Annotated in this window: 17 protein-coding genes; 14 read left to right on the forward strand and 3 right to left on the reverse strand. The window is 72.7% G+C overall.

Annotated features, from left to right (window positions below; genetic code table 11):
- The first annotated feature begins 74 nt into the window (after positions 1-74).
- Positions 75-1,574 carry a PLP-dependent aminotransferase family protein gene (locus ACFQ6X_RS20710; RefSeq protein ID WP_329213073.1) on the forward strand — a complete coding sequence of 500 codons (1,500 nt, stop codon included), beginning with the start codon at positions 75-77 and terminating at the stop codon, positions 1,572-1,574.
- Positions 1,575-1,636: 62 nt separating this feature from the next.
- Here the strand turns inward: ACFQ6X_RS20710 and ACFQ6X_RS20715 are convergent, their stop codons facing one another.
- Together ACFQ6X_RS20715 and ACFQ6X_RS20720 are read right to left on the reverse strand one after the other, a co-directional pair.
- Entirely contained in the window at positions 1,637-3,247 is a 1,611-nt protein-coding gene (locus tag ACFQ6X_RS20715; RefSeq protein WP_383183400.1) for a hypothetical protein, read from the reverse strand.
- A 37-nt stretch (positions 3,248-3,284) separates the two neighbouring features.
- Positions 3,285-3,479, reverse strand: a complete 195-nt coding sequence (locus tag ACFQ6X_RS20720) for a hypothetical protein (protein ID WP_014044751.1) — start codon at positions 3,477-3,479, stop codon at positions 3,285-3,287.
- Between the two features lie 317 nt (positions 3,480-3,796).
- Between ACFQ6X_RS20720 and ACFQ6X_RS20725 the strand changes: the two genes are divergently transcribed.
- From ACFQ6X_RS20725 to ACFQ6X_RS20765, 9 genes are all read left to right on the forward strand, one after another.
- Positions 3,797-4,189, forward strand: coding sequence for an ankyrin repeat domain-containing protein (locus ACFQ6X_RS20725; RefSeq protein WP_383183402.1), 393 nt, complete (start codon positions 3,797-3,799; stop codon positions 4,187-4,189).
- A gap of 238 nt (positions 4,190-4,427) precedes the next feature.
- Positions 4,428-5,846, forward strand: a complete 1,419-nt coding sequence (locus ACFQ6X_RS20730; protein WP_383183404.1) for a HEAT repeat domain-containing protein — start codon at positions 4,428-4,430, stop codon at positions 5,844-5,846.
- A gap of 134 nt (positions 5,847-5,980) precedes the next feature.
- Positions 5,981-7,126 (forward strand): glycosyltransferase family 4 protein, encoded by a 1,146-nt coding sequence (locus ACFQ6X_RS20735; protein WP_383183406.1) that lies wholly within the window; start codon positions 5,981-5,983, stop codon positions 7,124-7,126.
- Positions 7,123-8,298: a glycosyltransferase gene (locus tag ACFQ6X_RS20740; protein WP_383183408.1), complete on the forward strand. Its 1,176-nt coding sequence runs from the start codon at positions 7,123-7,125 to the stop codon at positions 8,296-8,298. The genes ACFQ6X_RS20735 and ACFQ6X_RS20740 overlap by 4 nt, the downstream gene beginning before the upstream one ends.
- On the forward strand, positions 8,295-9,239 hold the full coding sequence (locus ACFQ6X_RS20745) for an SGNH/GDSL hydrolase family protein (protein WP_383183410.1): 945 nt from the start codon (positions 8,295-8,297) through the stop codon (positions 9,237-9,239). Before ACFQ6X_RS20740 ends, ACFQ6X_RS20745 begins: the two co-directional genes overlap by 4 nt.
- A complete protein-coding gene (locus tag ACFQ6X_RS20750) occupies positions 9,236-12,844 on the forward strand; it encodes a hydantoinase B/oxoprolinase family protein (RefSeq protein WP_383183412.1) in 3,609 nt (1,202 codons plus the stop codon). Before ACFQ6X_RS20745 ends, ACFQ6X_RS20750 begins: the two co-directional genes overlap by 4 nt.
- A gap of 57 nt (positions 12,845-12,901) precedes the next feature.
- Positions 12,902-14,428, forward strand: coding sequence for a hypothetical protein (locus tag ACFQ6X_RS20755; protein WP_383183414.1), 1,527 nt, complete (start codon positions 12,902-12,904; stop codon positions 14,426-14,428).
- 130 nt (positions 14,429-14,558) lie between these two features.
- A complete protein-coding gene (locus tag ACFQ6X_RS20760; RefSeq protein ID WP_383183416.1) occupies positions 14,559-15,470 on the forward strand; it encodes a hypothetical protein in 912 nt (303 codons plus the stop codon).
- A gap of 99 nt (positions 15,471-15,569) precedes the next feature.
- A complete protein-coding gene (locus ACFQ6X_RS20765; protein WP_383183418.1) occupies positions 15,570-20,291 on the forward strand; it encodes a hypothetical protein in 4,722 nt (1,573 codons plus the stop codon).
- An 89-nt stretch (positions 20,292-20,380) separates the two neighbouring features.
- Here the strand turns inward: ACFQ6X_RS20765 and ACFQ6X_RS20770 are convergent, their stop codons facing one another.
- Positions 20,381-20,833: a hypothetical protein gene (locus tag ACFQ6X_RS20770; protein WP_383183420.1), complete on the reverse strand. Its 453-nt coding sequence runs from the start codon at positions 20,831-20,833 to the stop codon at positions 20,381-20,383.
- A gap of 476 nt (positions 20,834-21,309) precedes the next feature.
- On the opposite strand from ACFQ6X_RS20770, the gene ACFQ6X_RS20775 reads away from it, so the two are divergent.
- From ACFQ6X_RS20775 to ACFQ6X_RS20790, 4 genes are read left to right on the forward strand one after another with little or no spacing between them, the layout of a single operon-like run.
- Complete coding sequence (locus tag ACFQ6X_RS20775; protein ID WP_383183422.1) at positions 21,310-24,111, forward strand: nitrate- and nitrite sensing domain-containing protein; 2,802 nt, start codon at positions 21,310-21,312, stop codon at positions 24,109-24,111.
- The gene (locus ACFQ6X_RS20780; RefSeq protein WP_329213100.1) at positions 24,108-24,551 is read left to right on the forward strand and encodes a roadblock/LC7 domain-containing protein; all 444 of its coding nucleotides are present in this window, start codon (positions 24,108-24,110) and stop codon (positions 24,549-24,551) included. The genes ACFQ6X_RS20775 and ACFQ6X_RS20780 overlap by 4 nt, the downstream gene beginning before the upstream one ends.
- A gap of 9 nt (positions 24,552-24,560) precedes the next feature.
- Positions 24,561-24,998 (forward strand): DUF742 domain-containing protein, encoded by a 438-nt coding sequence (locus tag ACFQ6X_RS20785; protein WP_383183424.1) that lies wholly within the window; start codon positions 24,561-24,563, stop codon positions 24,996-24,998.
- Positions 24,979-25,584 carry an ATP/GTP-binding protein gene (locus ACFQ6X_RS20790; RefSeq protein WP_383183426.1) on the forward strand — a complete coding sequence of 202 codons (606 nt, stop codon included), beginning with the start codon at positions 24,979-24,981 and terminating at the stop codon, positions 25,582-25,584. The genes ACFQ6X_RS20785 and ACFQ6X_RS20790 overlap by 20 nt, the downstream gene beginning before the upstream one ends.
- Positions 25,585-25,640: the final 56 nt, after the last annotated feature.

Raw genomic sequence — 25,640 nt, forward strand, 5'->3', positions numbered from 1 at the left:
ACTGCTGCATGTCACTCTGTGGCGGGGGATTGGCTGCCAACTATGGCCAATCCGAGGAAGGTGGACTGATTTCCATGGCTCAGTGGACATCGACGGTAGGTGCCGCGCAGCTCGCACGGCAGCTCCGGGCGCAGCAGCCCCGGCCCGCAGGACAGGGCACCCGCAAGCCACCCGCCTACCGCGCCCTCGCCGACGGTGTGCGCCTGCTCGTCCTCGAAGGCAGGGTCCCGGTCGCCGCCCGGCTGCCCGCCGAGCGGGAGCTGGCCCTTGCCCTCTCGCTCAGCAGGACCACCGTCGCCGCGGCGTACGAGGCGCTGCGTGCCGAGGGGTTCCTGGAGTCCCGCCGCGGGGCCGGCAGCTGGACCGCGGTTCCGGCGGGCAACCCGCTGCCCGCCCGCGGTCTCGAACCCCTGCCCCCGGAATCACTCGGTTCGATGATCGATCTGGGCTGCGCCTCGCTGCCGGCCCCGGAGCCCTGGCTGACCCGGGCCGTCCAGGGTGCCCTGGAGGAGCTTCCGCCCTACGCGCACACCCACGGCGACTACCCGGCCGGCCTGCCCGCGCTGCGGCAGATGATCGCCGACCGCTACACCGGATCCGGCATCCCCACCATGCCCGAACAGATCATGGTCACCACCGGGGCGATGGGCGCCATCGACGCGATCTGCCACCTCTTCGCCGGGCGCGGCGAGCGCATCGCCGTGGAGTCCCCGAGTTACGCCAATATCCTGCAGCTCATGCGGGAGGCCGGCGCCCGGCTGGTACCCGTGGCCATGGAGGAGGGGCTCGGCGGCTGGGACATGAACCGCTGGCGCCAGGTCCTGCGGGACTCCGCGCCCCGGTTGGCCTATGTCGTCGCGGACTTCCACAACCCCACCGGGGCGCTGGCCGACGAGCAGCAACGGCGGGCCCTGGTCGACGCGGCCCGCTCCGCGGGCACGGTCCTCGTGGTCGACGAGACCATGAACGAGCTCTATCTGGACGCCGATGTGGAGATGCCGCGCCGGGTCTGCGCCTTCGACCCGGCCGGCAGCACCGTCCTCACCGTCGGATCGGCGAGCAAGGCCTTCTGGGCCGGAATGCGGATCGGCTGGGTCCGGGCGGCCCCGGACGTCATCCGCAGCCTCGTGGCAGCCCGTGCGTACGCGGACATGGGCACTCCGGTACTGGAGCAGCTCGCCATCAACTGGCTGATGCGCACCGGCGGCTGGGAGCAGGCCGTCGAGGTCCGGCGCGATCAGGCGCGGGTGAACAGGGACGACCTGGTGCGGGCACTGCGCCGGGAACTCCCGGAGTGGCAGTTCGAGGTACCGCGCGGCGGGCTCACCCTCTGGGTGCGCACGGGCGGCCTCTCCGGATCACGGCTGGCCGTGGCCGGCGAGCGGGTCGGCGTACGGGTGCCTTCGGGACCCCGGTTCGGGGTCGACGGGGCGTTCGAGGGCTATGTCCGGCTGCCGTTCACGGTGGGCGGGCCGGTGGCGGACGAGGCGGCGCTGAGACTCGCCGCGGCTGCGGAGCTCGTCAGGTCCGGCGCGAGCGCGGGGGCCGAGACCCCACGGACGTTCGTGGCCTGAGGCCCGCGACGTTCCGGGCATCCGTGGTCCGGCACGGACGTTCGGGCCTCGGACCCGGGACGTCACCCCTCGGCAGTGGCCGGCGCCGTGATGAGCGGATCCGGGTGTGCCGGTACGGGGACGGGCTCGGCGACCTCCGCGGCCGGTGGGGCCTGCTCCACCGGAGACTGCCCGCCGGGCAGCAGGTCGAGCACGGCCTGCCGGTGCGCCTCGCTCGTCGCGTCGTCGTACGGGTCCGGTGTCGCCGGGACCTGGAGCCGCAGGACAGGGCCTGTGCCCAGTCGCGCGTACCCCCGGCCCGGCGGTACGTCCGGGGTCGGCGTGGTGCGGGGCTGGGCACCGAGCACGGACTCGACCTGCTCGTGCGTGGCGGGGCCGAGGACGGCGCGGGCCCGGGTGTGCGTCCGCACGGTCTCGGTGAGCGCGTCCACGCTGTCGAACTGGTCCGCCACGACGACCGTGACACCGGCCGCACGGCCGTGTCGCAGCGGTACCTGGAGGAGCTCCTGCGGATCGGGCCTGCCGTCGGCCGCCGCCAGGTGCCCGAGCGCGCTCGGGCGGTCCAGCAGGATCCAGAGAGGGCGCTTGATGTCCTCGGGTTCGGGGTGGCCGGCCTGGCGCGCCCGGTTCGCCGCGATGAGCCGCCGTTCCGTTTCGTGAGCGGCCCATTCGAGCGTTGCCAGGGCCCCGGCCAGACCGCACTCGACGGCGAGGACTCCGGGGCGCCCTGCCAGGCAGCCGTACTCGCCGGTTCCGCCGCCTTCGACGACGAGGACGTCGCCGTGCTGGAGGGCCTGCAGCGCAATGGACCGCAGGAGCGTCGTCGTGCCGCTGCCGGGATGACCGACAGCCAGCAGATGCGGTTCGGTGGAGCGGGCTCCGGTCCGCCAGACCACCGGGGAAGCGTCCCGGGTCGTGTCACCGTCCACCACGGGAACGGTGCGCTGCACCGCGTCGGCATCGGTGAAGCCCAGCACGGTCTCACCGGGGCCGGTGACGAAGCGCTGGGCGGCGATGGTGGTGGGCAGCGCGTCGAGCACGGTCATGAGGAGGTGGTTGTTCTCCTCGTCCCAGGCGAAGTGGTACTCGCGGCCCCGGCCCGACTTGGCGTGGAGGACCTGCTCGATACGGGTCCGGGAAGCCGCCTCGCCGTCCGTGAAGTACGCCGGGTAGCTCACCTGGAGACGGGTGAGGCGGCCGTTGCCGTCGAACGCGAACGACGAGGCGAAGGCCTTCTCCCAGTCGCCGCCGTGGGAGTACAGCGGACTGGGGTCGTCGGCCACGGAGAAGTGGGGCACCAGCGCCTCGTACAGCGCGTGCAGCCGTGCGGTCTCCGTGTCGTCGGGGCCGGTCTTCGCAGGGGTGCGGTCCCGTCCCTTCCACGCGGCGGCGCCCATCACCGAGATCAGGGCCAGCAGCGGCCCGTACGGGATGAGCGCCACCACCAGGACGCAGGCCGCGACGAGGAACAGGCTTTGCCCGCGCCTGTCCTTGGGCGTCGCGGCCCACTTCTGCCGTCCTGCTCCGGCCAGCAGCCGCAGACCACGGGTGACCGTGATCAGCGGATGGAGGACGTCGGTGGCGTTGTCGGCGGCCGTGCGCGCGAACTCGCGACTGCGAGTGATCGAAGCGCTGCCGCTGCTCAGAATGCGGGGGAGTGGTCGCCGGGCCACGTCGGTCTCCTGAAGAGGTGGGAGCGGGAGGGGAGCGTCAGAACTTGATCCCGCCCAGCATGCTGGCGAGGCTCGCGCCGCCTGCTGTGATGCTGGGCGCGATGGCGGTGCCGGCCAGGTAGAAGCCGAACAGGGCGCAGATGAGGGCGTGGGATGCCTTGAGCCCGTCCTTCTTGAAGAACAGGAAGACGATGATGCCGAGCAGTACCACGCCCGAGATGGAGAGGATCATGAGCAGTTCTCCTGGTTGAAGGGGACAGTCACCATGAGTACTTCCAGGATCACAAGATGTATCTATACGATAAAAGGTGCAATTGGGTGAAAAGGTGGGGTTTTCACTCGACCGGCGGGCGAAAAGTGGTTGTCCGAGCGGAACGGTCCGGGGATCGCGCCGAAAAAGGTCGCCACTCGTTGTGATCTTTTGCCGCATCCGGGCACGCTCATGTCGGCGCCGGAGCAGTACCCTGTCGATTCACTCGTACGGCCCCCCGCCGTACTCCCCACCAGGTCGGCAACGGCGACCCACGGCAATGGAAGGCGGTCCGTCCGATGAGCGAAACCCCCGATCCCGAGGTGGTCGAGCTGGCCACCAAGGTCTTCGACCTCGCTCGCCAGGGGGAGGCGGAGTCACTCGCCGCCTACGTCGACGCCGGTGTCCCTGCGAACCTCACCAATGACCGGGGTGACTCCCTGCTGATGCTCGCCGCGTACCACGGGCACGCCGCGGCCGTCACGGCCCTCGCCGGCCGCGGTGCCGACCCGGACCGCGCCAATGACCGGGGGCAGACCCCGCTCGCCGGAGCCGTCTTCAAGGGGGAGCGCACCGTCATCGACGCACTGCTCGCCGCGGGGGCCGATCCGGCCGCCGGATCACCGTCCGCGGTGGACACCGCACGCATGTTCGGCAAGGGCGACCTGCTGGAACTCTTCGGTGCGCGCTGAGACACCGCTCGGACCGCCGGCTGACCGGTGCGCCGTAAATGTGGTCGCGTCGGCGAAATGGCTGGGTCATCATGACGTCGCGGGTCCGCTCAGGACCACCGACGAGAGGCAGAGGAAGATGAGCACCAGGCAGAAGACGGCGGTCGGCCGATCATGTTGCTGCGCGGCCTAGTGCCTCCCAGGCACTTGGAACAGCACAGTCCCGGTTGCGTCGACAGCTTGATGTGAGGCTTTCCCCATGTTCGATCCATTCATAGCGCCGAGCGGCACCCTGCTCGGCCTGTTGCAGAGGGGCCGCGGCGACGGCACGCTCCACGCACTCGCCGCACCACGCCCCGAGGCACTCGCGGCCCTCAACCACTGCGTCCTGAGCGATCCGCGTCACGACTGGCAGGTCGAGAACCGCTCCCTCTACTACGCACGCCTCTACCTCGATCTCGACGGCGGCATCGAGGAGATCGAGCGGCATCTGTGGGACCCCGAGGACCGGCTCGACACCGAGGACTCACGCACGGGCCTGGCGCTCTCCGTACTCGGCCACCTCGCCTCCTACGGACGCGACGACGCCCTCGCGCTGCTCCGGCGCTACGCGGCCACCGGCGCCAACTGGGCCTGGGCACTCGACGAGCTCGCCCTGCGCGACGACGACGCCGGACTGCGCTCACTCGCCGTGCCCGTGCTCGGCCGGTTCCCCGCCACCCCGGAAGGTACCGCCGAGCTGGCCGCCGCCGTACGGGACGCGTTCGAGCCGCGGCCCTGGCGGCTGTGGGCCGACGACCCCCGCGAAGCGGTCGGAGCCCGCGTCCGGGCGGCGACCGAACAGGGCTCGTTCGACCGGTGGCAGCGGCAGATGCGGCCCGGCGGTCCCCGCCCCGGCTGGAGCGTCCAGGCCGTCTTCGACTGGGCCCAGGAAGGCCTGGAGCGCGGCAGCGTGCTCCACGTGCCGGCAGCCCGCTGCCTCTCCGCCGTCGCCGGCGCCGAGGACAGGCCCCTGATCGTCGAGGCGGCCCGCAGCGGCTCCGACGGCGCACGCTGTGCGGCCCTGCACTACCTCGTCGAGGTCCAGGACCCGGCCGTGCTCGAACTGATCGAGCAGGCCGCCCTCAGCCCCTCGCCCGTCGTCGCCGAAGCCGCCGTGGCCGCGTTCGAGCGCATGTGCGGCGACGCGGCGGTGAACCGGGCCCGGCGCTGGGCGCACCGGCCCGACGCCCTCGGAGCGTCGGCCGCCGGAGTGCTCGCCTGCCGCGGCGGTGCCGAGGACGCCCCGCTCGTCCTCGCCGCGCTGCGCGAGGCCGTACGGGGAGACGGCCCCGACGCCCAGCGGCTGTGGACCCTCGTCGACGGCACCGGCCGCCTCGGCATCGCCTGCGCCGCCCCGGTGCTGCGCCACGTCTACCGGGAGACGTCCTCCTCGCAGCTGCGCGGACGGGCGGCCCGCGCCCTGGCCGCCACCGACCCCTCCTTCGCCACCGGCTTCGCGGTCGAATGCCTCTGGGACTGCGAGGAGACGACGCGGGAACTCGCCGCACTCCACGCGGAGACCGGGGACATCCGCGTCGCCGAACGCCTGCGGCGGCTGGCCGCCGACCCGGCCGAGGAAGCCGAGGTACAGACGGCTGTACGCAGCCGGATCGGACCGGACGCTCCCGCAGTCTGACCCGGGGCGCGGGGTCCGCGCCGAACCCGGGATGCCGCGTGTCGGGGGCACGCGGCGCAAAAGCTCATAGGACGTTCCCCGGGCGGAAAGATCCAAGTCGGCAGAGCCACGCCCGGCGCGGCGACAACACGGGTATGCGTGTCGTCATCGTCACCGAATCCTTCCCGCCCGACGTCAACGGTGTGGCCCACTGCACCCTGCAGACCGCACGGCATCTCGCAGCCCGCGGCCACGAACCGCTCGTCATCGCCCCGGCAGCCGCCGGGACAACGTCCTCCGCCGTCGCCGCCGACCCCACGTACACCGACGCCCCCTGCCCCGTGGTGCGCGTCCCCTCCCTGCCCCTGCCCGGCTACCCGCAGGTCCGGGTGGCGCTGCCCAGCCGGCGGCTCGCCGCCGCGCTCACGGGGCACCGTGCCGAACTCGTCCACCTCGCGGGACCCTTCGTCCTCGGCGTACGGGGCATGGCCGTCGCCACCCGGCTGGGGCTGCCGGCCGTGGCCGTCTACCAGACCGACCTGGCCGGCTACGCCCGCACCTATCTGGGCACCGGTGAGAACGCCGCCTGGCGCAGGATGCGCGCCGTGCACAGCGCGGCCGACCTCACCCTCGCCCCCTCCGCCGCCGCACTGCGCGATCTCACCGAGCACAGAGTGCCCCGGGTGAGGCTCTGGCCGCGGGGCGTCGACACCGTACGGTTCCGCCCCGGACTGCGGGACGAGGCGCTGCGCCGCACGCTCGCCCCCGGCGGCGAGAAGATCGTGGGATACGTCGGGCGGCTGGCCCCGGAGAAACACGTCGAACTCCTGGCCGGAGCCTGCACCCTGCCCGGCGTCAAGGTCGTGGTCGTCGGCGACGGGCCGAGCGAGGCCTCACTGCGCACGGCACTGCCCGGAGCCGTCTTCCTGGGAAGGCGTACGGGAGAGGAACTCGCGCGGATCTTCGCCTCCCTGGACGTGTTCGCGCACACGGGTCCGTACGAGACCTTCTGCCAGACCGTGCAGGAGGCCATGGCCTCCGGCGTCCCCGTGGTCGCCCCGGCGGCGGGCGGACCGCTCGACCTCGTCGACCACGGGCGCACCGGGGTGCTCGTTCCCCCGCACGACCCCGGGGCCGTACGGGCAGCGGTCGGCGCCCTCGTCACCGACCCCGCGCGCGCCGAGGCCTACGGCAGGACCGCACGGGCCATGGTCGAGGGCCGCACCTGGGCAGCGGTCGGCGACCAGCTGCTCGGCCACTACGACGAGGTCCTGCGCGGCCGGACGGCGGTGGCCGCGTGAACGGCACGACCCCAAGAGCCACGGACGGGCTCAGAATCGTGCGCCTGGCGAACTTCGTCACCCCCGCGTCGGGGGGCCTGCGCACCGCACTGGACGAGCTCGGCCGCGGCTACCGCGCGGCCGGGCACGAGCCCGTACTGATCGTCCCGGGGGCCGGCGCGAGCGACGTGCGCACCCCGCAGGGCCGCGTGATCACCCTGCCCGGGCCGGTCCTGCCGGGCAGCGGCGGCTACCGCGTGCTGACGAACCGGGCAAGACTGCGCAGCCTCCTCGAAGGGCTGCGCCCCGACCGGCTCGAAGTGTCCGACCGGACCACGCTGCGATGGACGGGGGAGTGGGCACGCCGCGCCCGGGTGCCCGCCGTCATGGTGTCCCACGAGACGGCCGACGGAGTCCTGCGTACCTGGGGTGTTCCCCCGGCGGCGGCGGGACGCGCCGCCGACCGTCTCAACGCACGGAGCGCCCACGCCTACACCCGGATCGTGTGCACCACGGAATGGGCGGCGCGCGAGTTCGTACGGATCGGGGTGCGCAACGTCGTGCGGGCCCCGCTCGGAGTGGACCTGCGCGGGTGCCGTCCGGACCTCCGCAGCGGGACGCTGCGCGCCCGTCACGTCGCAGGCGACGCGGTGCTCCTGCTGCTCTGCTCACGGCTCTCGGTGGAGAAGCGGCCCGGCCGCGCCCTGGACGCCCTGGCGGCGCTGCGGGACCAAGGGGTGCGTGCCGCACTGCTCGTGGCCGGTGACGGGCCGCTGCGGGCGGGGCTGGAGAACAGGGCCCGTGCGGAGCGCCTGCCGGTCGAATTCCTGGGCCACGTACGGGAGCGCACCCACCTGGCAGGCCTTCAGGCGACGGCGGACCTGTGTCTGGCGCCGGGCCCCGCGGAGACGTTCGGCCTGTCGGCCCTGGAGGCACTCGCCTGCGGTACCCCGGTCGTCGCGAGCGGCACCTCGGCACTGCCGGAAGTGGTCGGGGACGGAGGCCTGGCCGCCGCGGACACCGGTGAGGCGTTCGCCGCCGCGGCACGGGAACTCCTGGCCCGCCCCGAGCGGGAACGCAGGGCGGCGGCGCGGGCGCGGGCCGAACTCTTCGGCTGGGACCGATCGGTGGCCGCGTTCCTGGCCGCGCACGACGCCCCCGAACGGCGTGGAGCGCTCGGGGCGAGGCCATGAGCGGGCCGGCCGGCCTCCACGCGCCGCCCGGGCGTGCGATACCCGGAGCCGGCGGCACGGCCCGTGGAACCCTGCGGTTCGCCGCACTGGGGGACTCGCTGACCGAAGGAATCGGGGACCCGGTTCCGGGCGGCTGGCGGGGCTGGGCGGCCCTGCTCGCCGAGGGGCTCGGGGGCGGGGAGCGGGACGTGGAATTCCGCAACTTCGCCGTCGCCGGCTCGCTGTCCGGCGATGTCCGCGACCACCAGGCAGCGGCGGCGGCAGCATTCCGGCCCGACATCGCCTCGGTCGTCGTCGGCGTCAACGACACCCTGCGGCGCTCCTTCGACATCCGGCTGCTCGCCGGGCGGCTCGACGAGATCTGCGCACAACTGGCCGCGGGCGGAGCCGTGATCCTGACAGCGTGTCTGCCCGACCCCGGCACCGCCCTGGGGCTCCCGGCCCCACTGCGCCACCCCCTGGCCCGGCGGCAACGGGCGGTGAACGCCGTGGTGCACGCCCTGTCCGCCCGCTACGACGCGGTGCATCTCCACGCCGCGGACCGGACCTGGGTCCAGGACCGCTCCCTGTGGAGCGTGGACCGGCTCCATCCGGCCGAGCGGGGACACAGGAAACTGGCGGCCGGATTCCACCGGCTGCTCGCCGACCGGGGCCTCGCCCTGGGCGCCCCGCCCGGCTGCGAACCGCAGCAGCCGCCTCCCACGCGCGCGGCTGCGGCCCGCTGGTTGGTCACGGAGGGCACCGGCTGGCTGGCCCGCAGAAGCACGGACCTGCTGCCCCAGCTGCTGGGACTCGCGGCGTCGGAGATCCGCCACCGGGTGGGCGGCACGAGCGGACAGCTGGACGCCAGGGCCGAGCAGACGCTGCTGGAGGCACTCGCCGACATCACGCACGCGCCGTCCCTGCGGGGTGCCGTACCCCGCGCCAGAATGGAGGGATGACCGGACGCTGGGAGTTCTGGATCGACCGCGGAGGCACCTTCACCGACGTGGTGGGACGTGACCCCGACGGGCGGCTCCTCTCCCGCAAACTCCTCTCGCACGATCCGGACCGCTACCGCGACGCGGCCGTAGCCGGCATCAGGCAGCTGCTCGGTCTCGGCCCCCACGACCCGGTCCCCGCCGACCGGGTCGCGGGCGTCAAGATGGGCACCACCGTCGCCACGAACGCGCTCCTGGAACGCCGGGGCGAGCCGACCGTCCTGGTCATCACGGAAGGCTTCCGGGACGCCCTGCGGATCGCGTACCAGAACCGGCCGCGCCTCTTCGACCGGCACATCGTGCTTCCCGAGGCCGTGTACGACCGGGTGATCGAGGTCCCCGAGCGGATCGACGCAGGGGGCCGGATCGTGAGACCCCTCGACCGGACCGCGGTGGCCGAGCAGCTGGCAGCGGCCCGGGACGAGGGGATCCTGAGCGCGGCGGTCGTACTCATGCACGGCTACCGCCACCCGGACCACGAGATCGCCGTCGCGGCGGCAGCCCGGGAAGCGGGCTTCACCCAGATCAGCTGTTCGCACGAAGTCAGCCCGCTGATCAAACTGGTGCCTCGGGGCGACACCACGGTCGTCGACGCCTACCTCTCGCCGATCCTGCGCCGGTACGTCGACGAGGTGGCCGGCGAACTGAGGGGGATCCGCCTCATGTTCATGCAGTCCAACGGCGGACTGCGTGAGGCCGCGCACTTCCGGGGCAAGGACGCTGTGCTCTCCGGCCCCGCGGGCGGCGTCGTCGGCATGGTCCGTACGTCCGAGCAGGCGGGCTACGACCGGGTCATCGGATTCGACATGGGAGGCACCTCCACGGACGTCTCCCACTACGCGGGCGAGTTCGAGCGGGAGTTCGGCACCCAGGTGGCAGGGGTGCGGATGCGCGCGCCCATGATGAGCATCAACACCGTCGCCGCAGGCGGCGGATCGGTGCTGCACTTCGACGGGCGGCGCTACCGGGTCGGCCCCGACTCCGCCGGCGCCGACCCCGGCCCCGCCTGCTACCGCAGGGGCGGGCCGCTCACCGTCACCGACGCCAACGTGATGCTCGGCCGGGTCCAGTCCGCGTACTTCCCTGCCGTCTTCGGACCGGACGGCGACCAGCCGCTCGACGAGACCGTCGTGCGTGAGCGCTTCGACGCGCTCGCCGAGAGGGCTGCGTCGGACACGGGGCAGCCCCGGACCGCCGCGGAGGCCGCGTCGGGCTTCCTGGAGATCGCCGTACTGAACATGGCGAACGCCGTCAAGAAGATCTCCGTCCAGCGAGGCCACGACGTCACCCGCTACGCGCTCACGACGTTCGGCGGCGCCGGCGGCCAGCACGCCTGCGCCGTCGCCGACGCCCTGGGCATCGACACCGTCCTCGTGCCGCCGCTCGCCGGGGTCCTCTCCGCATACGGCATCGGTCTGGCCGATGCCACCGCGATGCGCGAACAGTCGGTCGAGGCCCAACTGGACGAGGAGACCGGGGCCGGGGTGGACGGCATCTGCGCAGAGCTGGCCGAGCGCACCCGCGCCGAGCTCCGGGCGGAATCCATCCCCGACCGGGCCATCGGCACCCGGGCGCGGGTCCTGCTGCGTTACTCCGGCACGGACGCGAGTCTGCCCGTCGCCCTCGGCACGGCCCCCGCCATGACGGAGGAGTTCACAGCCGCCCACCGGACCCGCTACGGGTTCACCATGGACAAGCCCCTCGTGGTCGAGGCCGTGTCGGTGGAGGCGACCGCGGCAGCCGGACCGCACGTCCCCCACCGGGTCTCCGCGGCGGCGCGCGAGCACGCGCTGCGACCGCTCGAGAACGTGCGGATGTTCACCGAAGGCCGCTGGCAGGACACCGCCCTGTACCGCCGGGCCGACCTGCGGCTGTCGGACACCGTGACCGGTCCGGCCATCGTCGCCGAGGACGACTCCACCACCGTCGTCGACCCGGGCTGGCAGGCCACGGCGGGCGCGGCCGGGCATCTCGTACTGACCCGGGTACGCCCCAGGCCCGAGAGGACTGCCGTCGGCACCCGGGTGGACCCCGTCATGCTGGAAGTGTTCAACAACCTCTTCATGTCGATCGCCGAACAGATGGGCGTACGTCTGGAGAGCACCGCGCACTCCGTCAACATCAAGGAGCGTCTGGACTTCTCGTGCGCGCTGTTCGACGAGGACGGCAACCTCGTGGCCAACGCACCGCACATTCCGGTGCACCTGGGCTCGATGGGGGAGTCCATCAAGGAGGTGCTGCGGCGCAACCGGGCCTCCCTGCGGCCGGGCGATGTGTACGCCATCAACGATCCGTACCACGGCGGCACGCATCTGCCCGACGTCACCGTGGTGACGCCCGTGTTCGACGAGGAGGACGGCCCGGAGCCGCGGCTGCGCTTCCTGGTGGCCTCGCGCGGGCACCACGCCGAGATCGGCGGCATCACCCCCGGGTCCATGCCCGCCTTCAGCCGCACGATCCACGAAGAGGGCGTCCTGTTCGACAACTGGCTGCTCGTGCGCGACGGAAGGCTCCGGGAGGCGGAGACCCGGGAGCTGCTCACGACCGCCGCGTACCCCTCACGGGACCCGGACACCAATCTCGCCGACCTGCGCGCCCAGATCGCCGCCAACGAGAAGGGCATCGCGGAACTGCGCCGCATGACCCACCAGTTCGGACACGACGTCGTCTCGGCGTACATGGGCCACGTCCAGGACAACGCGGAGGAGTCCGTGCGCCGGATCGTCGCCGGGCTGCACGACGGCTCCTGCCGCTACGAGACCGACAACGGCGCCGTCATCGAGGTGGCCGTGACGGTGGACCGCGAGGCGCGCACCGCCGTCATCGACTTCGCCGGCACCTCCCCGCAGCAGCCCGGCAACTTCAACGCACCGAAGTCCGTGGTCATGGCCGCTGTCCTGTACGTCTTCAGGACACTGATCGAGGACGACATCCCCCTCAACAGCGGCTGCCTCCAACCCCTGGAGGTACGCGTACCGGAGGGGTCCATGCTGGCGCCGGTCCACCCGGCGGCGACCGTCGCCGGCAACGTGGAGACCTCCCAGGCCGTGACCGGTGCCCTCTACGCGGCACTGGGCGTCCAGGCCGAGGGATCGGGCACGATGAACAACCTCACCTTCGGCAACGACCGCGTCCAGTACTACGAGACGGTCGCCAGCGGGTCGGGCGCCGGTGACGGCTTCGACGGCACCGACGCCGTACAGACCCACATGACCAACTCCCGGCTCACCGACCCCGAGATCCTCGAGTGGCGCTACCCCGTGCTGCTGGAGAGCTTCGGCGTACGGGAGGGCAGCGGCGGCGAGGGCCGGTGGCACGGGGGCTCCGGGGTGGAACGCAGAATCCGCTTCCTCGAGCCCGTGACCGTGGCACTGCTGTCCGGACACCGCCGCGTGGCACCGTACGGAATGGCCGGAGGCGGGACGGGGGCACTGGGCACCCAGCACGTCGAACGGGCCGACGGCACGACCGTCACACGGCTGGACGGCTGCGACACCGCCGAGCTGGACACCGGGGACGTGCTGGTCCTGCGCACACCGGGCGGAGGCGGCTACGGCGCAGGGTGACCGGTCGCTTCTGCGCCGTTTCGACCGTTGTCGGTGTGAGGACCTAATCTGTTCAGCGTGACTTCGCCTGCCTACACCGACACCGCTGCGTCCCAGCTCAGCGGCGGACCGCGGCCCGCCGCGGGCCCCGCCGCCGACGAGGGGCTCTCGCGTCGGCTGCGCGCGCTGGCCTGCACCGCTCCGCTGCACGACCTCGACGTGCGCAAGGCGAATCTCGCCGGCGAGTACACGGTCTACGCGATGGCCGAGGTTGCCCTCGCCGCGATCGACCTGGTCACCCTGAACATGGACTTCGACACGGGCGCCGACCACGACCAGATAGTGGCCAGACTCCTCCCGCGGGTCGGTGCCCAGGCACCTGGCCGCCCCGTCGCCGAGCACGAGCGGGTCGCCCGCTGGGTGCTGGAGAACCTGATCAACGTCGGCAGCGTGGACCGTGGCTTCCGCGCGGTGTACGGCACCTTCGGCCCCGACGGCGTCTACGTCCGCAGGGACTACGACTTCAAGCTCATCGAAGAGGTCCCCGGGCACGGCGGCAGCCTCTACCTCCGCGCCACCGACGAAGCGGTCAACGTCCTGGTCGGTGCCCTGGACACGGACGTCACCAGCGCCCAGATCGCCGCCGAGGTGAAGCTGGAGGTCCTCATCAGCCGGGGGCGGCTGGCCGACGCGCAGCTCGCCGCCGAGCAGGCCCGCTACCGCACCGTGCAGTACGCGCAGACCCTCCGCAGGACCCTGGAGGCCACCCGGCGCAACGTCCGCGCCGTCGACTGGCTCAACGCCGTTCCGGACATGATCACCGAAGCCCTGGACCACGTCGCCGACCGCTACCGCCACGAGAACGCGATCCTCACCAACATCCGCAAGGCCAGGGACGAGGCGGAGGACCCCGAGCACAAGCGGCGCGCCGCCGAACTCGTCGACATCGTGAAGGACTGCATCCGCCGCCACACCCAGCTGCAGTCCAGGCTCCTGGAGGCCGGACCGCTCTTCCGCGCCGAGCAGGACCGCCAGGCCTTCGCCGCTCCCACGGCCCGGGTGGGACTCGACCTGTACGGACAGCTGGTCGTTCCCCTGCTGCCGCTCCCCGTCGAACAGGCCACCAGGGCCACCGACGCGTTCTTCACGCACGGGACCGGACTGCGCACGCCCACCTCGGTGCGCATCGGCGATCTCGTCGACATGCTGTTCACACCGCCGGTGGAGCGTGAGCACCTGGGCGTGGAAATGCCCGAACCCGACCTCATCGCCACCCCCGACGACAGCCGGTTCAGCGAGGAGCAGCTCGCGAGCGCCATGGAGCTGCTCGACCTCGAGCACGACGCCCCGCGCCGGCTCTCCGGGCTCCTCGCCGAGGCCCGACTGCGTGATCCGGACCTGCCCTACCTGGTCGCCCTGCTGTCGGTCCATGCGGCGAGCCCGCCGGTCGGCACCGCCTACCGTCAGGGCGAGCGGCGACTGCTGTTCGCCGTCGACGACGGCGCCCAGCTCGACGACCCGGAATTCGGCGGCGCGGACCTGATAGTGGGCATGGCGCTCCTGGACGCCGCCGGCATGGCCGCCGACCGGAAGGAAGCCTCATGAGGGCCTCCGGAACGAAGGCCCCCGGGGCGGGGACACCAGGGACGAGGATCCCCGGACCGGGCCGGCGGACGAGGACGAGCACCACCCTGCCGGAACGTGAGCGCAGTACCCGCACCGAGGAGCCACAGCAGTGAGCGAGCAGCACGCCGAGTACACCGAGGGGTGGGGCGACCCCTCCGCCACGCACACGGCCGACACCGCCTCGCCCGCCGCTCCCGCCGCCGTCACCCCGGCGGACGCGGCCGACGCCGCGCGGCTCGTCTCCTTCGGACTGCAGCCCAAGCTGATGCCCGCCCGTGACGCCGAGTACGCCGAACTCCTGCGCCGCTACCGGGAAGAGCCGGCCTTCGCCCGGCTCGCCGACGCCGTGGCCACGGGGCTCGGGCTCGTCGTCCTGGAGGTCTCCACCCGGGCGGGCATGGCCGTGACCGCCGACGAGGACTCGGTGTTCGCCGTGCGCATGGGGGACTACGCCCGGCGTGCGTCGTCCGACTCCGCCGACCGCTTCCTCCACGGCCTCGCCCACCTCGCTGTCGCCGCCATGGCCTTTCCCCGGCCCGAGGACCTGGCGGACGACGCCTACATCGGCCGCATCTCGGTCAACGGGGTCGACGCCTTCGTCCGCCAGGCCTGCCACCGCCTGGAGGAGCTGGCCGAGGAACGGGGCGACAACACCGACCCGGCCTCGGACGCCCCCGGGCTGGAATCCGGCTGGCGGGTCTACGCCCGCCGCAGCGCCACCGGAGCGACGAAGGACGCACGACGGCTCGCAGGGTCCACCACGGGCATCATCGGCAAGGCCGTCGCCTTCCTCACCGACTCGGGCTTCCTCCAGCGCACCGGGGACGATGCGGGCGGCACGTACCGCACCACCGCCCGCTACCAGCTCCAGGTACGCGACATGGCGGGCAACGCGGCCATGACCGAGCTGCTGGAGCTCGGCGTCGTCCCGGTCACGGACGGCTCGGCGACCCTCCTGCCCCCGCCCGACGCCGACCATCCCGAACTGGTCGCCGACGCGGGTCTGCCCTTCCACTCGTGACCCTGCCCGGTCCACGCCCCACCCGCCGCGCCCGGCACCTGCCGGGCCCAGCCGCTTCCGTTGCCCCTCCCGCTGCCTGACCGACGAGAGTCCGCCGCCATGTACGAGTTGTCCCGGGTCCGCCTCTACTCCATCGGGCCTGCCGGCGCGCGCTACGCCGACACCGTGCTCGACCTGCGAGGTGTCGGTCAGCCCGTGCCCAACCCCGCGCCGGCCCAGGCGGAGTTCTTCGAGGACGAGCCGGTGGGCCCGCCGCGCCGCCCCGCACCCGCCGGAGTGCTGTTCCTGGAGAACGGCGGCGGAAAGTCCGTCCTGCTCAAGCTGATCTTCTCGGTCATGCTGCCGGGGCACCGCAACACCCTGGGCGGCGCGAGCTCCGGTGTGCTGCGCAAGTTCCTGCTCGCCGACGACTGCGGGCATGTCGCCCTGGAGTGGCAGCACACGCTCACCGGCGAGTGCGTGGTCGTCGGCAAGGTCAGCGAGTGGCGCGGACGTCAGGTGTCCAACGACCCGCGCAAGTTCGCCGAGGCCTGGTACTCCTTCCGCCCCGGGCCGGGACTCAGTCTCGACAGCCTCCCCGTCGCCGAGGCCACCTCCGTGGGACGCCCCGCCGAAGGTGTCTCGGGCGCCCGGGGCAGGCGCCGCACTATGAAGGGCTTCCGGGACGCCCTCACGGACGCCGGCAAGTTCTACCAGCACCTCGATGTGCACTGGGAAGAGATCCACGACCGGTGGAACGAACACCTCGGTGATCTCGGACTCGACCCCGAACTCTTCCGCTACCAGCGCGAGATGAACTCGGACGAGGGCGAGGCAGCCGGTCTGTTCGCCGTCAAGAAGGACTCCGACTTCACCGACCTGCTGCTGCGGGCCGTCACCGACACCCGCGACACCGACGGTCTCGCCGACCTCGTCAGCGGCTTCGGCAACAAGCTGGGCCGACGCGCCGAGCTCACCGCCGAGCGCGACTTCACCGCAGGATCCGTAGACCTGCTGGGCCGGATCGTCGAGGCCACCGCGACCAGGGCACGCAGCCGCGACATCCACGCCGGCGCCGAGCGCCGCACCCGCACCCTCGCCCGCAGGCTGTCCACCCGCGCCGCCGAGGAGCGGGGCCGCACCTCGGAGCTCGCCCAGCAGGTCACAGCGGCCGCCCACACCGTCACGGCGGCTGAGGCAGCCCGCAGCCACCGGGACCTGATCGCGGCGGAGCTGGCCTACCGGCACGCCTCACTCGCCCTGGCAGCGGCGGAGAAGGGCGCCGCGGCCCAGCGCCGCGAACTGGGCGACGCACGTACGCTGCACGCCGCCTGGCAGGCCGCCGAAGCGGTCCTGCGCCATCGCGCGGCCGCCGACCGCTCCGCCCGCGTCGCCGTGGCCATCCGGGAGGCGGAACGGGACGCGGCCCCGGCCCTCGCCGCACGCGCCACGGCTGCCGCGGACCTGGTGCGCGCCCTGCACACGGCGGCCGAGGCGGGCGAGAGCGTCGCCAACGAGGAGGAGGAGCGCTCCGCCACCCTCCAGGCCACCGGCGAGACGGCGCACCGCGATGCCACCACCGCGGCCACGGAGGCCCAGCGCGCCCGCAGTGAGGCCGGACATCTGCGCCAGCGCCTCGCCGAGGTCGAGCAGGAGACGGCCGAAGCCGTACGGGCGGGCTGGCTCGACAACACCGCACCGGACGCCGACCCGGCCCGCGCGGCGCTCGCCGCGAGCGATGCCGAACAGTCCGCCGTCGCCGCCTGGGACACCGCACGGGAGGCCGCCCGGGCCACGGCCGACCACGCCAGGGAGGCTGCGGCGGCCGAGAGCCGCGCCGAGCTCGCCGCGGCCCGGGCCGCGGACGGCGCACAGGCTGCCGAACAGTCGTACGAGGCCGAGCGCAGGGCCGCCGAGTCGATCGCGGCCGACCACCGCCTCGCCGACCTGCTGGGACTGCAGACGACCAGCGGCACCGGCGTGCCCCGCCCACGCCGGGGCGCCGCGGAACCGGACGGGGAGGGAGCGCCCGCGGCCGACGGACCGGCATCCCGGGACACGCAGTCCCTCAGCGCCGAGGAGTTCGACAGCAGCGCCGACGAACTGCGCGAACTCCTCGACCAGGGCGTCGCCTCCGCCGAGCGCAGGCTCTTCGACCTGCGCACCGCAGCCGCCGACGATGCGCGCATCCTGGGCGCGCTCGGCGACGGAGGCCTGCTGCCGCCCGGCCCCGACGTCCTCGCCACCGTCGAATACCTCGGTGAGCACGGCATCCCGGCACTGCCCGGCTGGCGCTACCTCGCCCAGGCCGTCGACCCCGCCGACCACGCCGCGGTGCTCTCCGCCCGCCCCGAGCTCGTCGACGGCGTCGTCATCACCGACCCGGATGCCCACGCCCGCGCCCGGGAGGTGCTCGGCACCGCGGCCCTGCTGCCCCGCTCGGCCGTCGCGGTCGGCACCACCGCGGCACTTCTCGCCCCCGTCCCGGCGCCCGGTGCAGGCACGGGCGGCGCGGACGAGGTCTTCCTCGTCCCGCCGAACCCGGCCATGCACGACGAGCACGCGGCGGACGAGGAACGGCAGGCACTCAGGACCCGGGCCGCCGCCCGCGACGAGGACATCAGGATCCTGGCGGCGCGGCTCACCGCAGACCGCTCCCTCGCCGCCCGTATCGGCTCGTGGCGCTCCGACTGCCCGCCCGGCATGCTGGGCGAGCTCGGCGAAGCGGCCCGCACCGCGCGCACCGCCGCCGAAACGGCCGAGGCCGTACTCGCCGAGGCCCGCACCGTCCGGGCCGAGGCCGACGAAGCCGCCGCCGACGCCGCGCGTGTCCGCGACGAGCGGCAGGAGACCGCCCAGCGCGCCCGCCGTGCTGCCGACGCCCTCGCCGGCCTGGCCCACCGTCTGCGCGAACGGTCTGCCTGGCAGGCACGGCTCCGTGAACTGACCGACGAAGCGGCCGAATCCGAAGCACGGGCCACGGTCTGCCTGGAGCGGGCGCGTGCCGCGGACGAGGACCGCAGGGCCGCCCAACGCGCCGCGGACGACGCGCGCCGCACCGCCCGGGCCCTGCGCGCCGAACGCGCCGAGATCGCGGGCGCCCCCGAAACACTTCCCGAGCAGGCCGCCGGCACCGCCCGCACCTCCCTCCCCGCCCTGCGCGAGGCGTACCGGGCCGCATCCCAGCTGTACGAGAAGGTGGGCGTCGGCGCCGACCTGCGCGCGGAGCAGGCCCGCGCCGAGAGCGACGAGAGCGCCGCCGTCGCGGAACTCGACCGCCTCTCCAACAAGGTCCGTACCCGTGCCGCCCAGCTCCTCGAAGGCACCGACGGCGCCGACGGGCCCTCGCGGCAGGCCGCGGCCGCCCGCGCCGAGTCCCTCGTCCAGCTCCTGGAGACCAGGGCGTCCACGGCCAGCGAGCAGCTCGGCAGGCTGCGGGGCGAGGCGGAACGGCTCGCCCCGGCCGACGACGAGGCCCGCCACACCGAGCTCTCCGCGGACCTTTCCCCTGCCGACGCCGAACAGGCCCAGAGCCTGTACCGCACGGCGACGGCCGAACTGGCCTCCGCCACCGCGGCCCTGGACACCGCCCGTGCCGCCCACGCCGAACTGCTGCGCGCCCACCGCGGCGCGGAGGACTCGGCGAGCGGCTTCGACGAGACGGCCGCGCTCCTGCGCGACCTGCTCAGGGACCACGGCGCGGACGACGAGAGCGACGCCCCCGGCCCGTACCCCGGCACCCTCGAGGAGGCCAGGCAGTCCGCCGCCGAGGCCCGGCGCTCACTGCGCGGCTGCGCCACCGACCTGTCGGCGGCCGAGAGTTCCGTACGGGAAGCGAGTGACGTGCTCGTACGGCACGCCAACTCCACCCGCTACGAACAGGTCCGCACACCCGCCCGGCAGCAGATCCGTGAGCTCCCGGCCGTCGCCCTTCCCGACCACGCGGAGAAGTGGGCCGCCGCCTTCGCCCCCCGGCTGCGGGTGCTCACCGACGAGCTCGCCCAGCTGGAGCGCAATCGCGACTCCATCGTCGACCGTCTCCGCGGTCTCGTGGACTCCGCCCTCACGACCCTTCGCTCCGCCCAGCGGCTCTCCCAGCTTCCCGAAGGGCTCGGGGAGTGGTCAGGCCAGGAGTTCCTCCGGATCCGCTTCGAGGAGCCCGACCAGGCCACTCTCAGCGAACGGCTCGGCGAGGTCATCGACGAAGCCACGCACGCCGCGCTCAAGAAGAACTCCGACCTGCGCCGGGACGGCATGTCCCTGCTGCTGCGGGGAGTTCAGGCGGCGCTCCGGCCCAAGGGCATCGCCGTGGAGATCCTCAAGCCGGACGCGGTGCTGCGCGCCGAGCGGGTCCCGGTCGGGCAGATGGGCGATGTCTTCTCAGGTGGTCAGCTGCTGACCGCGGCGATCGCCCTGTACTGCACGATGGCGGCCCTGCGCAGCAACGACCGGGGCCGCGACCGCCATCGCCACGCGGGCACCCTCTTCCTCGACAATCCCATCGGCCGGGCCAACGCCACGTATCTGCTGGAGCTCCAGCGTGCCGTCTCCGACGCGCTCGGGGTTCAGCTCCTCTACACGACCGGGTTGTTCGACACCACGGCGCTCGCCGAGTTCCCGCTGGTCATCCGGCTCCGCAACGACGCGGACCTGCGCGCGGGACTGAAGTACATCAGCGTGGAGGAGCACCTGAGGCCGGGTCTGCCGCAGCAGGACCCGGAGGGGGAGACCGTCCACGGAGAGATCACGGCGACCCGCATGTTCAAGCGCAGCGAGCAGGCGCCGAACGCCCCGGCCGGGGCACCCGTTCCCGAGATGCGGTCGGAGACGACCCTTCGCTGAGGGTTCCGACCGCGTTCGCGGACAGGCCGGCGTCCCCAAGGGGCGTCCGGCCGTCCGGGTGTCACCGGATCGCGCCGGAGCACAGGCCGTCAGGCCCTGGAGAGCCCGCCTGCGCCCCGGCGTCGTATCCGGGTGGCCTTGCGCGTCTGCGCCCTGGCCGTCCGCCGGGCGCGGCGCCGCTCGCGCCGCATACGACGCGCCGTGCTGCTCGGCACGGACACCACGCCGTTGCGCTGGTTCCACACCTGCCGGGTCACCCACACGTCCAGCACCGACCATGTCGCGACGACCGTGCTGCCCACACCACTGAGCACCATCGGGAAGGCGAGCCACGATCCGGCAAGGGTGCACAGGAAGGCCACCATGGCCTGAATGATCGTCAGCGACATGATGAGGACGGCACGCACAGCGGCCGTCCGCACCGGATCAGGCATCCGCCGCCGCAGCGCGGGTTCCTCCACCCACAACTGCTGCCGCGGAACCCTCGCCGGTCCGGTCGCCTCCGCACCCGACGCCGCGATCCGACGCTCTTCCGTGTCCAAGGACCTTCAACTCCCCACCGCTGTCCGACTTCAGGGTGGCTGCCCGGCTTGCGCCCGTTCTACGCGGGCGGACCTTGCCGCTCTGCCGCGCCTGCCCCGTAATGTTCTCCTGCCCCGTACAAGTGGACGAACGCCGGGCCGCGAAGATTCCCGCCGAACATCCTCAATCGGCCCCGTATGGGTGTGGAACGAAGAGTTCCAGCCAACTGCCTGAAGTGACTCTGCGGCCCCTCGGTGGACTTTCTCTGTCGCTTTCGCGAATTTCATCTCAGGGAATACCCGGACAACTCGTGATCAACGAGGGGGAGGGAGTCCGAAAATCGTCCGGACACGCCTTCGAGTTGTCTGCGTGTCAGTAGTAGGCTCGCGCCGTTTGTTGACGGAACACCGACGTACCTCCGGTGGACCACCGCCGGAACACCGGAACGACACCGACACAACCACCCCCGCAGAGCGGGGTCGAGCTGGGGGAGGCCATGCGCTTTCGCGGGAAGTCCATCCGCAGGAAGATCGTGGCGTTGCTCCTGGTGCCGCTCGTCTCTCTCACGGGTCTCTGGGTCTTCGCCACCTACGTCACCGGACGCGAAGCCGGTGAACTGATGGGTGCGAGCGCCATCGTGGAGAAGGTCGGCCACCCCCTGGAGGACACCGTCCGTGCCGTCCAGGGCGAACGCCGTCAGACGCTGGTCTTCCTCGCCGACCCCCGGGCTTCCGACGCCCTGCCGATCCTGCGCCGTCAACGAGCCGTGACCGACCGGGTCGTGGCGGACGTCAGGAGGAGCGCACAGCAGGAGGGCGTACGCGACGCGCTGAGTCCGGACGCGGAGGCGCAACTCGACTCGATCCTCAGCGAGGTCGACGGCCTGGACGCGCTGCGTGCGTCCGTCGAGAAGCGCACGATCGACCGGACCCGGGCACTCGACTTCTACAACGGCCTCGTCGACCCCTGCTACCGCTTCCTCAACGGTCTCCACACCATGGAGAACGTGTCGATGGACAAGCAGGTCCGGGCCCTGGTCGGTATCTCCCGGGCACGCGAGATGCTCTCCCGCGAGGACGCGCTGATCGCCTCGGGCCTCATCGCGGGACGCCTGGGCGCCCCCGAGCTGCGCGCCATCTCGGACCTCGCCGCAAGCCGCAAACTCCTGTACGAGGTCAACCTCGAACTGCTGCCCGGGTCCGAGAGCCGGCGCATGGAGCAGTACTGGGGAAGCCCCGACACCGAACCGCTGCGTACGGCCGAGCAACGGCTCATCGCCGCAGGACCGTTCAAGAAGCCCGGCGCCATCGACGCCGCACACTGGCAGGAAGTGGCCCCTCCCGTCCTCGAGCACCTGGCCAACGACAGCACGGAGATGGCCAACCGCTTCCAGGACCGCGCCGAACCGGCCGGATACCGGGTCCTCATACGGGCAGGCGTCGCCGGTGTCCTCGGATTCGTCGCCCTGCTCGTCTCCGTCTTCGTCTCGGTACGCATCGGACGCGAGCTGGTCCGCGACCTCTCCCGGCTGCGCAAGGACGCCCACGAGGTGTCCGGCGTACGGCTGCCCAGCGTGATGCGGCGGCTGGCCGCGGGCGAACAGGTCGACGTCGAGACGGAGGCCCCGCACCTCCAGTACGAGCGGGACGAGATCGGCCAGGTCGGCCAGGCGCTCAACACGCTCCAGCGGGCCGCCGTCGAGGCCGCGGTCAAGCAGGCGGACATGCGCCGCGGCGTCTCCGAGGTCTTCGTCAATCTCGCACGGCGCAACCAGGTGCTCCTGCACCGCCAGCTGACGCTCCTGGACACCATGGAGCGCCGCACCGAGAACAGCGACGAACTCTCCGATCTCTTCCGCCTCGACCACCTCACCACCCGCATGCGGCGCCACGCGGAAGGACTCGTGATCCTCTCCGGGGCGGCCCCGTCCCGGCAGTGGCGCAAGCCCATCCAGCTGATGGACGTGGTCCGGGCGGCGGTCGCCGAGGTCGAGGACTACGAACGGATCGAGGTGCGGCGCCTCGCCCGCATCGGCGTGGGCGGCCCCGCTGTGGCCGACCTCACCCACCTGATCGCCGAACTCCTCGAGAACGCCACAGTGTTCTCGCCCCCGCACACCGCGGTCCAGGTGCACGGTGAACGCGTGGCCAACGGCTTCACGCTCGAGATCCACGACCGTGGCCTCGGCATGGCGCCCGAGGTCCTCCTGGACGCCAACCTGCGGCTCGCCGAGACCCCCGACTTCGAGCTCTCCGACACCGACCGGCTCGGCCTCTTCGTGGTCAGCCGGCTGGCCCAGCGGCAGAACGTCAGGGTGTCGCTGCAGACATCGCCGTACGGGGGGACGACCGCGATCGTCTTCATCCCGGCCCAGCTGCTCACCGACGCCCCCGACACCCATGGCACGGGCTTCCGCCTCGACCGCCGGGCCGAGAAGGCGATCGGCAGCGGCCGGCCGAGCAGCACCGTGCCCGGCAGCGACAAGGCCCGCAGGGACGGACTGGCGGAAACCACCGCGGCCAGGGCCGCCGGGCTCTCCCCGGTCCCCACCGGGCTCAGCGACCCGTCCGTTCTCGACGGCCCCGTGGAACTCGAGAGCCCGGTAGGGGCACTGGAGTTCAGCGACGACCAGGCACTCGACCCGGCGCTCGCGCCCGTCCTCGACGGTGTCTCCGACCTCGAGGACACGGAGAGCGAGCGCGGCGGCATCTTCCGCGCCCGCGATCTGCGCCGGGACACCGACCGTGAGCAGCACCAGCAGGCGTTCGAGCCGTCCGACGGGCGCGCCGGAGACGTCCGCCCGATGCGACCCGCAGGGCCCGTACCGCTGCCGCGCCGCAAGCCGCCGACCCTGGTCACCGACCACGGCCGCCGGGTCGGCGAACCGGACCGGTCCCGCTCCACGGCCCCGGACGACCTCCCCGCCGCGCCGGACGCCGCGGCCTTCCCGGCCGCTCCCGACGCAGGCACCCTCTCCGCGGCCGGCCGGCCGACCCCCTTCCCGTCACAGCGCAGCTCCAGCGCGCGGCCGTCCGCACCGGACACCGCGGGCGGCCTGCCGCGCAGGGTCCGGCAGGCCAGCCTCGCCCCACAGCTCCGGGAGGACTCCGCGGGCCGGACTCCCGGCCACGCCCCCGCGGACACCGCCGACGACCTCGAACGTGACGCGGACGAAGTACGCAATCGCATGGCTTCGCTTCAACGCGGCTGGCAGCGCGGCCGTCGGCAGAACGCCGAGGACGTGACCGGCCGCGGCGAGACAGCACCAGGAACCACTCCGGGAGGGGACGGTCGATGACCGCACCGAACGCCGCAGCACACAACGCCTCACGCCAGGGCTCCGGCGAACTCAATTGGCTCCTCGACGAACTGGTCGAGCGCGTCGCGAGCATCCGCAAGGCGCTGGTGCTCTCCAGCGACGGCCTGGCCACCGGCACGTCCAAGGACCTGACCCGCGAGGACAGCGAACACCTGGCAGCCGTGGCCTCCGGATTCCACAGCCTCGCCAAGGGCGTCGGCCGCCACTTCGACGCGGGCCGGGTCCGGCAGACCGTCGTCGAACTCGACGATGCCTTCCTCTTCGTCACCGCGGCCGGTGACGGCAGCTGCCTCGCCGTCCTCTCCGACTCGGACTCCGACGTCGGGCAGGTGGCGTACGAGATGACCCTCATGGTCAAGCGCGTGGGGGTCCACCTGGCCAACGCCCCCCGGACGACCGGTCTCCCCGCCGGAGGGTGAGCGGACGGCATGAGCGCTGACTCCGTCCGGGGCACCGCCTCCGGATCAACGCCCGCTCCCACCGATGCGGGTTCCTCGCGCTGGTACGACGCCGAAGCAGGTCCGGTCGTCCGTCCCTACGCGATGACCCGGGGGCGTACCAGCAGCGCGTCCCGTCACCGTCTCGACCTGATCGCGATCGTCGTCCTCGACCCCGCGGCCGACGATCCGGGCCGCGATCAGACGCTCTCCCCGGAACACGTGGAGATCGTTGAACTGTGCAGCGACATGCCCCAGTCGATCGCCGAGCTCGCCTCCGGACTGGACCTCCCCGTCGGGGTGGTCCGGGTCCTGGTCGGTGACCTCGTCGAAGACGAACTGGTGCATGTCACCCGTCCCGTTCCGCCGGCCGAGCTGCCGGATGTGAACATTCTTCGCGAGGTGATCAATGGCCTTCGGGCGCTCTAGCCGCAGAAAGCGGCCCGTTGAGCCCGTTACCCTGAAAATCCTGGTGGCGGGCGGCTTCGGCGTGGGCAAGACGACCCTGGTGGGGGCGGTCAGCGAGATCAGACCGCTGCGTACGGAGGAGAGGCTGAGCGAGGCGGGCCGTCCCGTCGACGACCTTGCCGGTGTCGAGGGCAAGAGCACCACCACGGTGGCCATGGACTTCGGGCGGATCACCCTGCGCGAGGACCTGGTCCTCTATCTGTTCGGGACACCCGGACAGGACCGGTTCTGGTTCCTGTGGGACGAACTGGCCCAGGGTGCGCTCGGGGCGGTCGTCCTCGCGGACACCCGCCGGCTGGAGGACTGCTTCGCGGCGGTCGACTACTTCGAGCGCCGCGGGATCCCGTTCACCGTCGCGGTCAACCTCTTCGAGGGGGCCGAACAGTTCCCCAACGAAGCGGTACGGACGGCACTCGACCTCGACCCCGAGGTACCGGTCCTCCTGTGCGACGCGCGCGACCGGGCGTCCGTACGGGACGTGCTGGTGGCCGTCGTCGAACATGCGATGGCGCGGGCCGACGGGCTCCGGGAACCTGCCACGACCTGACGGCCCGGTGACAGCACTGAACGCGGCCCGTACCCCCGCCGACCGGGGTACGGGCC

This window comes from Streptomyces sp. NPDC056452 (assembly GCF_042796085.1).
Taxonomy (GTDB): Bacteria; Actinomycetota; Actinomycetes; order Streptomycetales; family Streptomycetaceae; genus Streptomyces.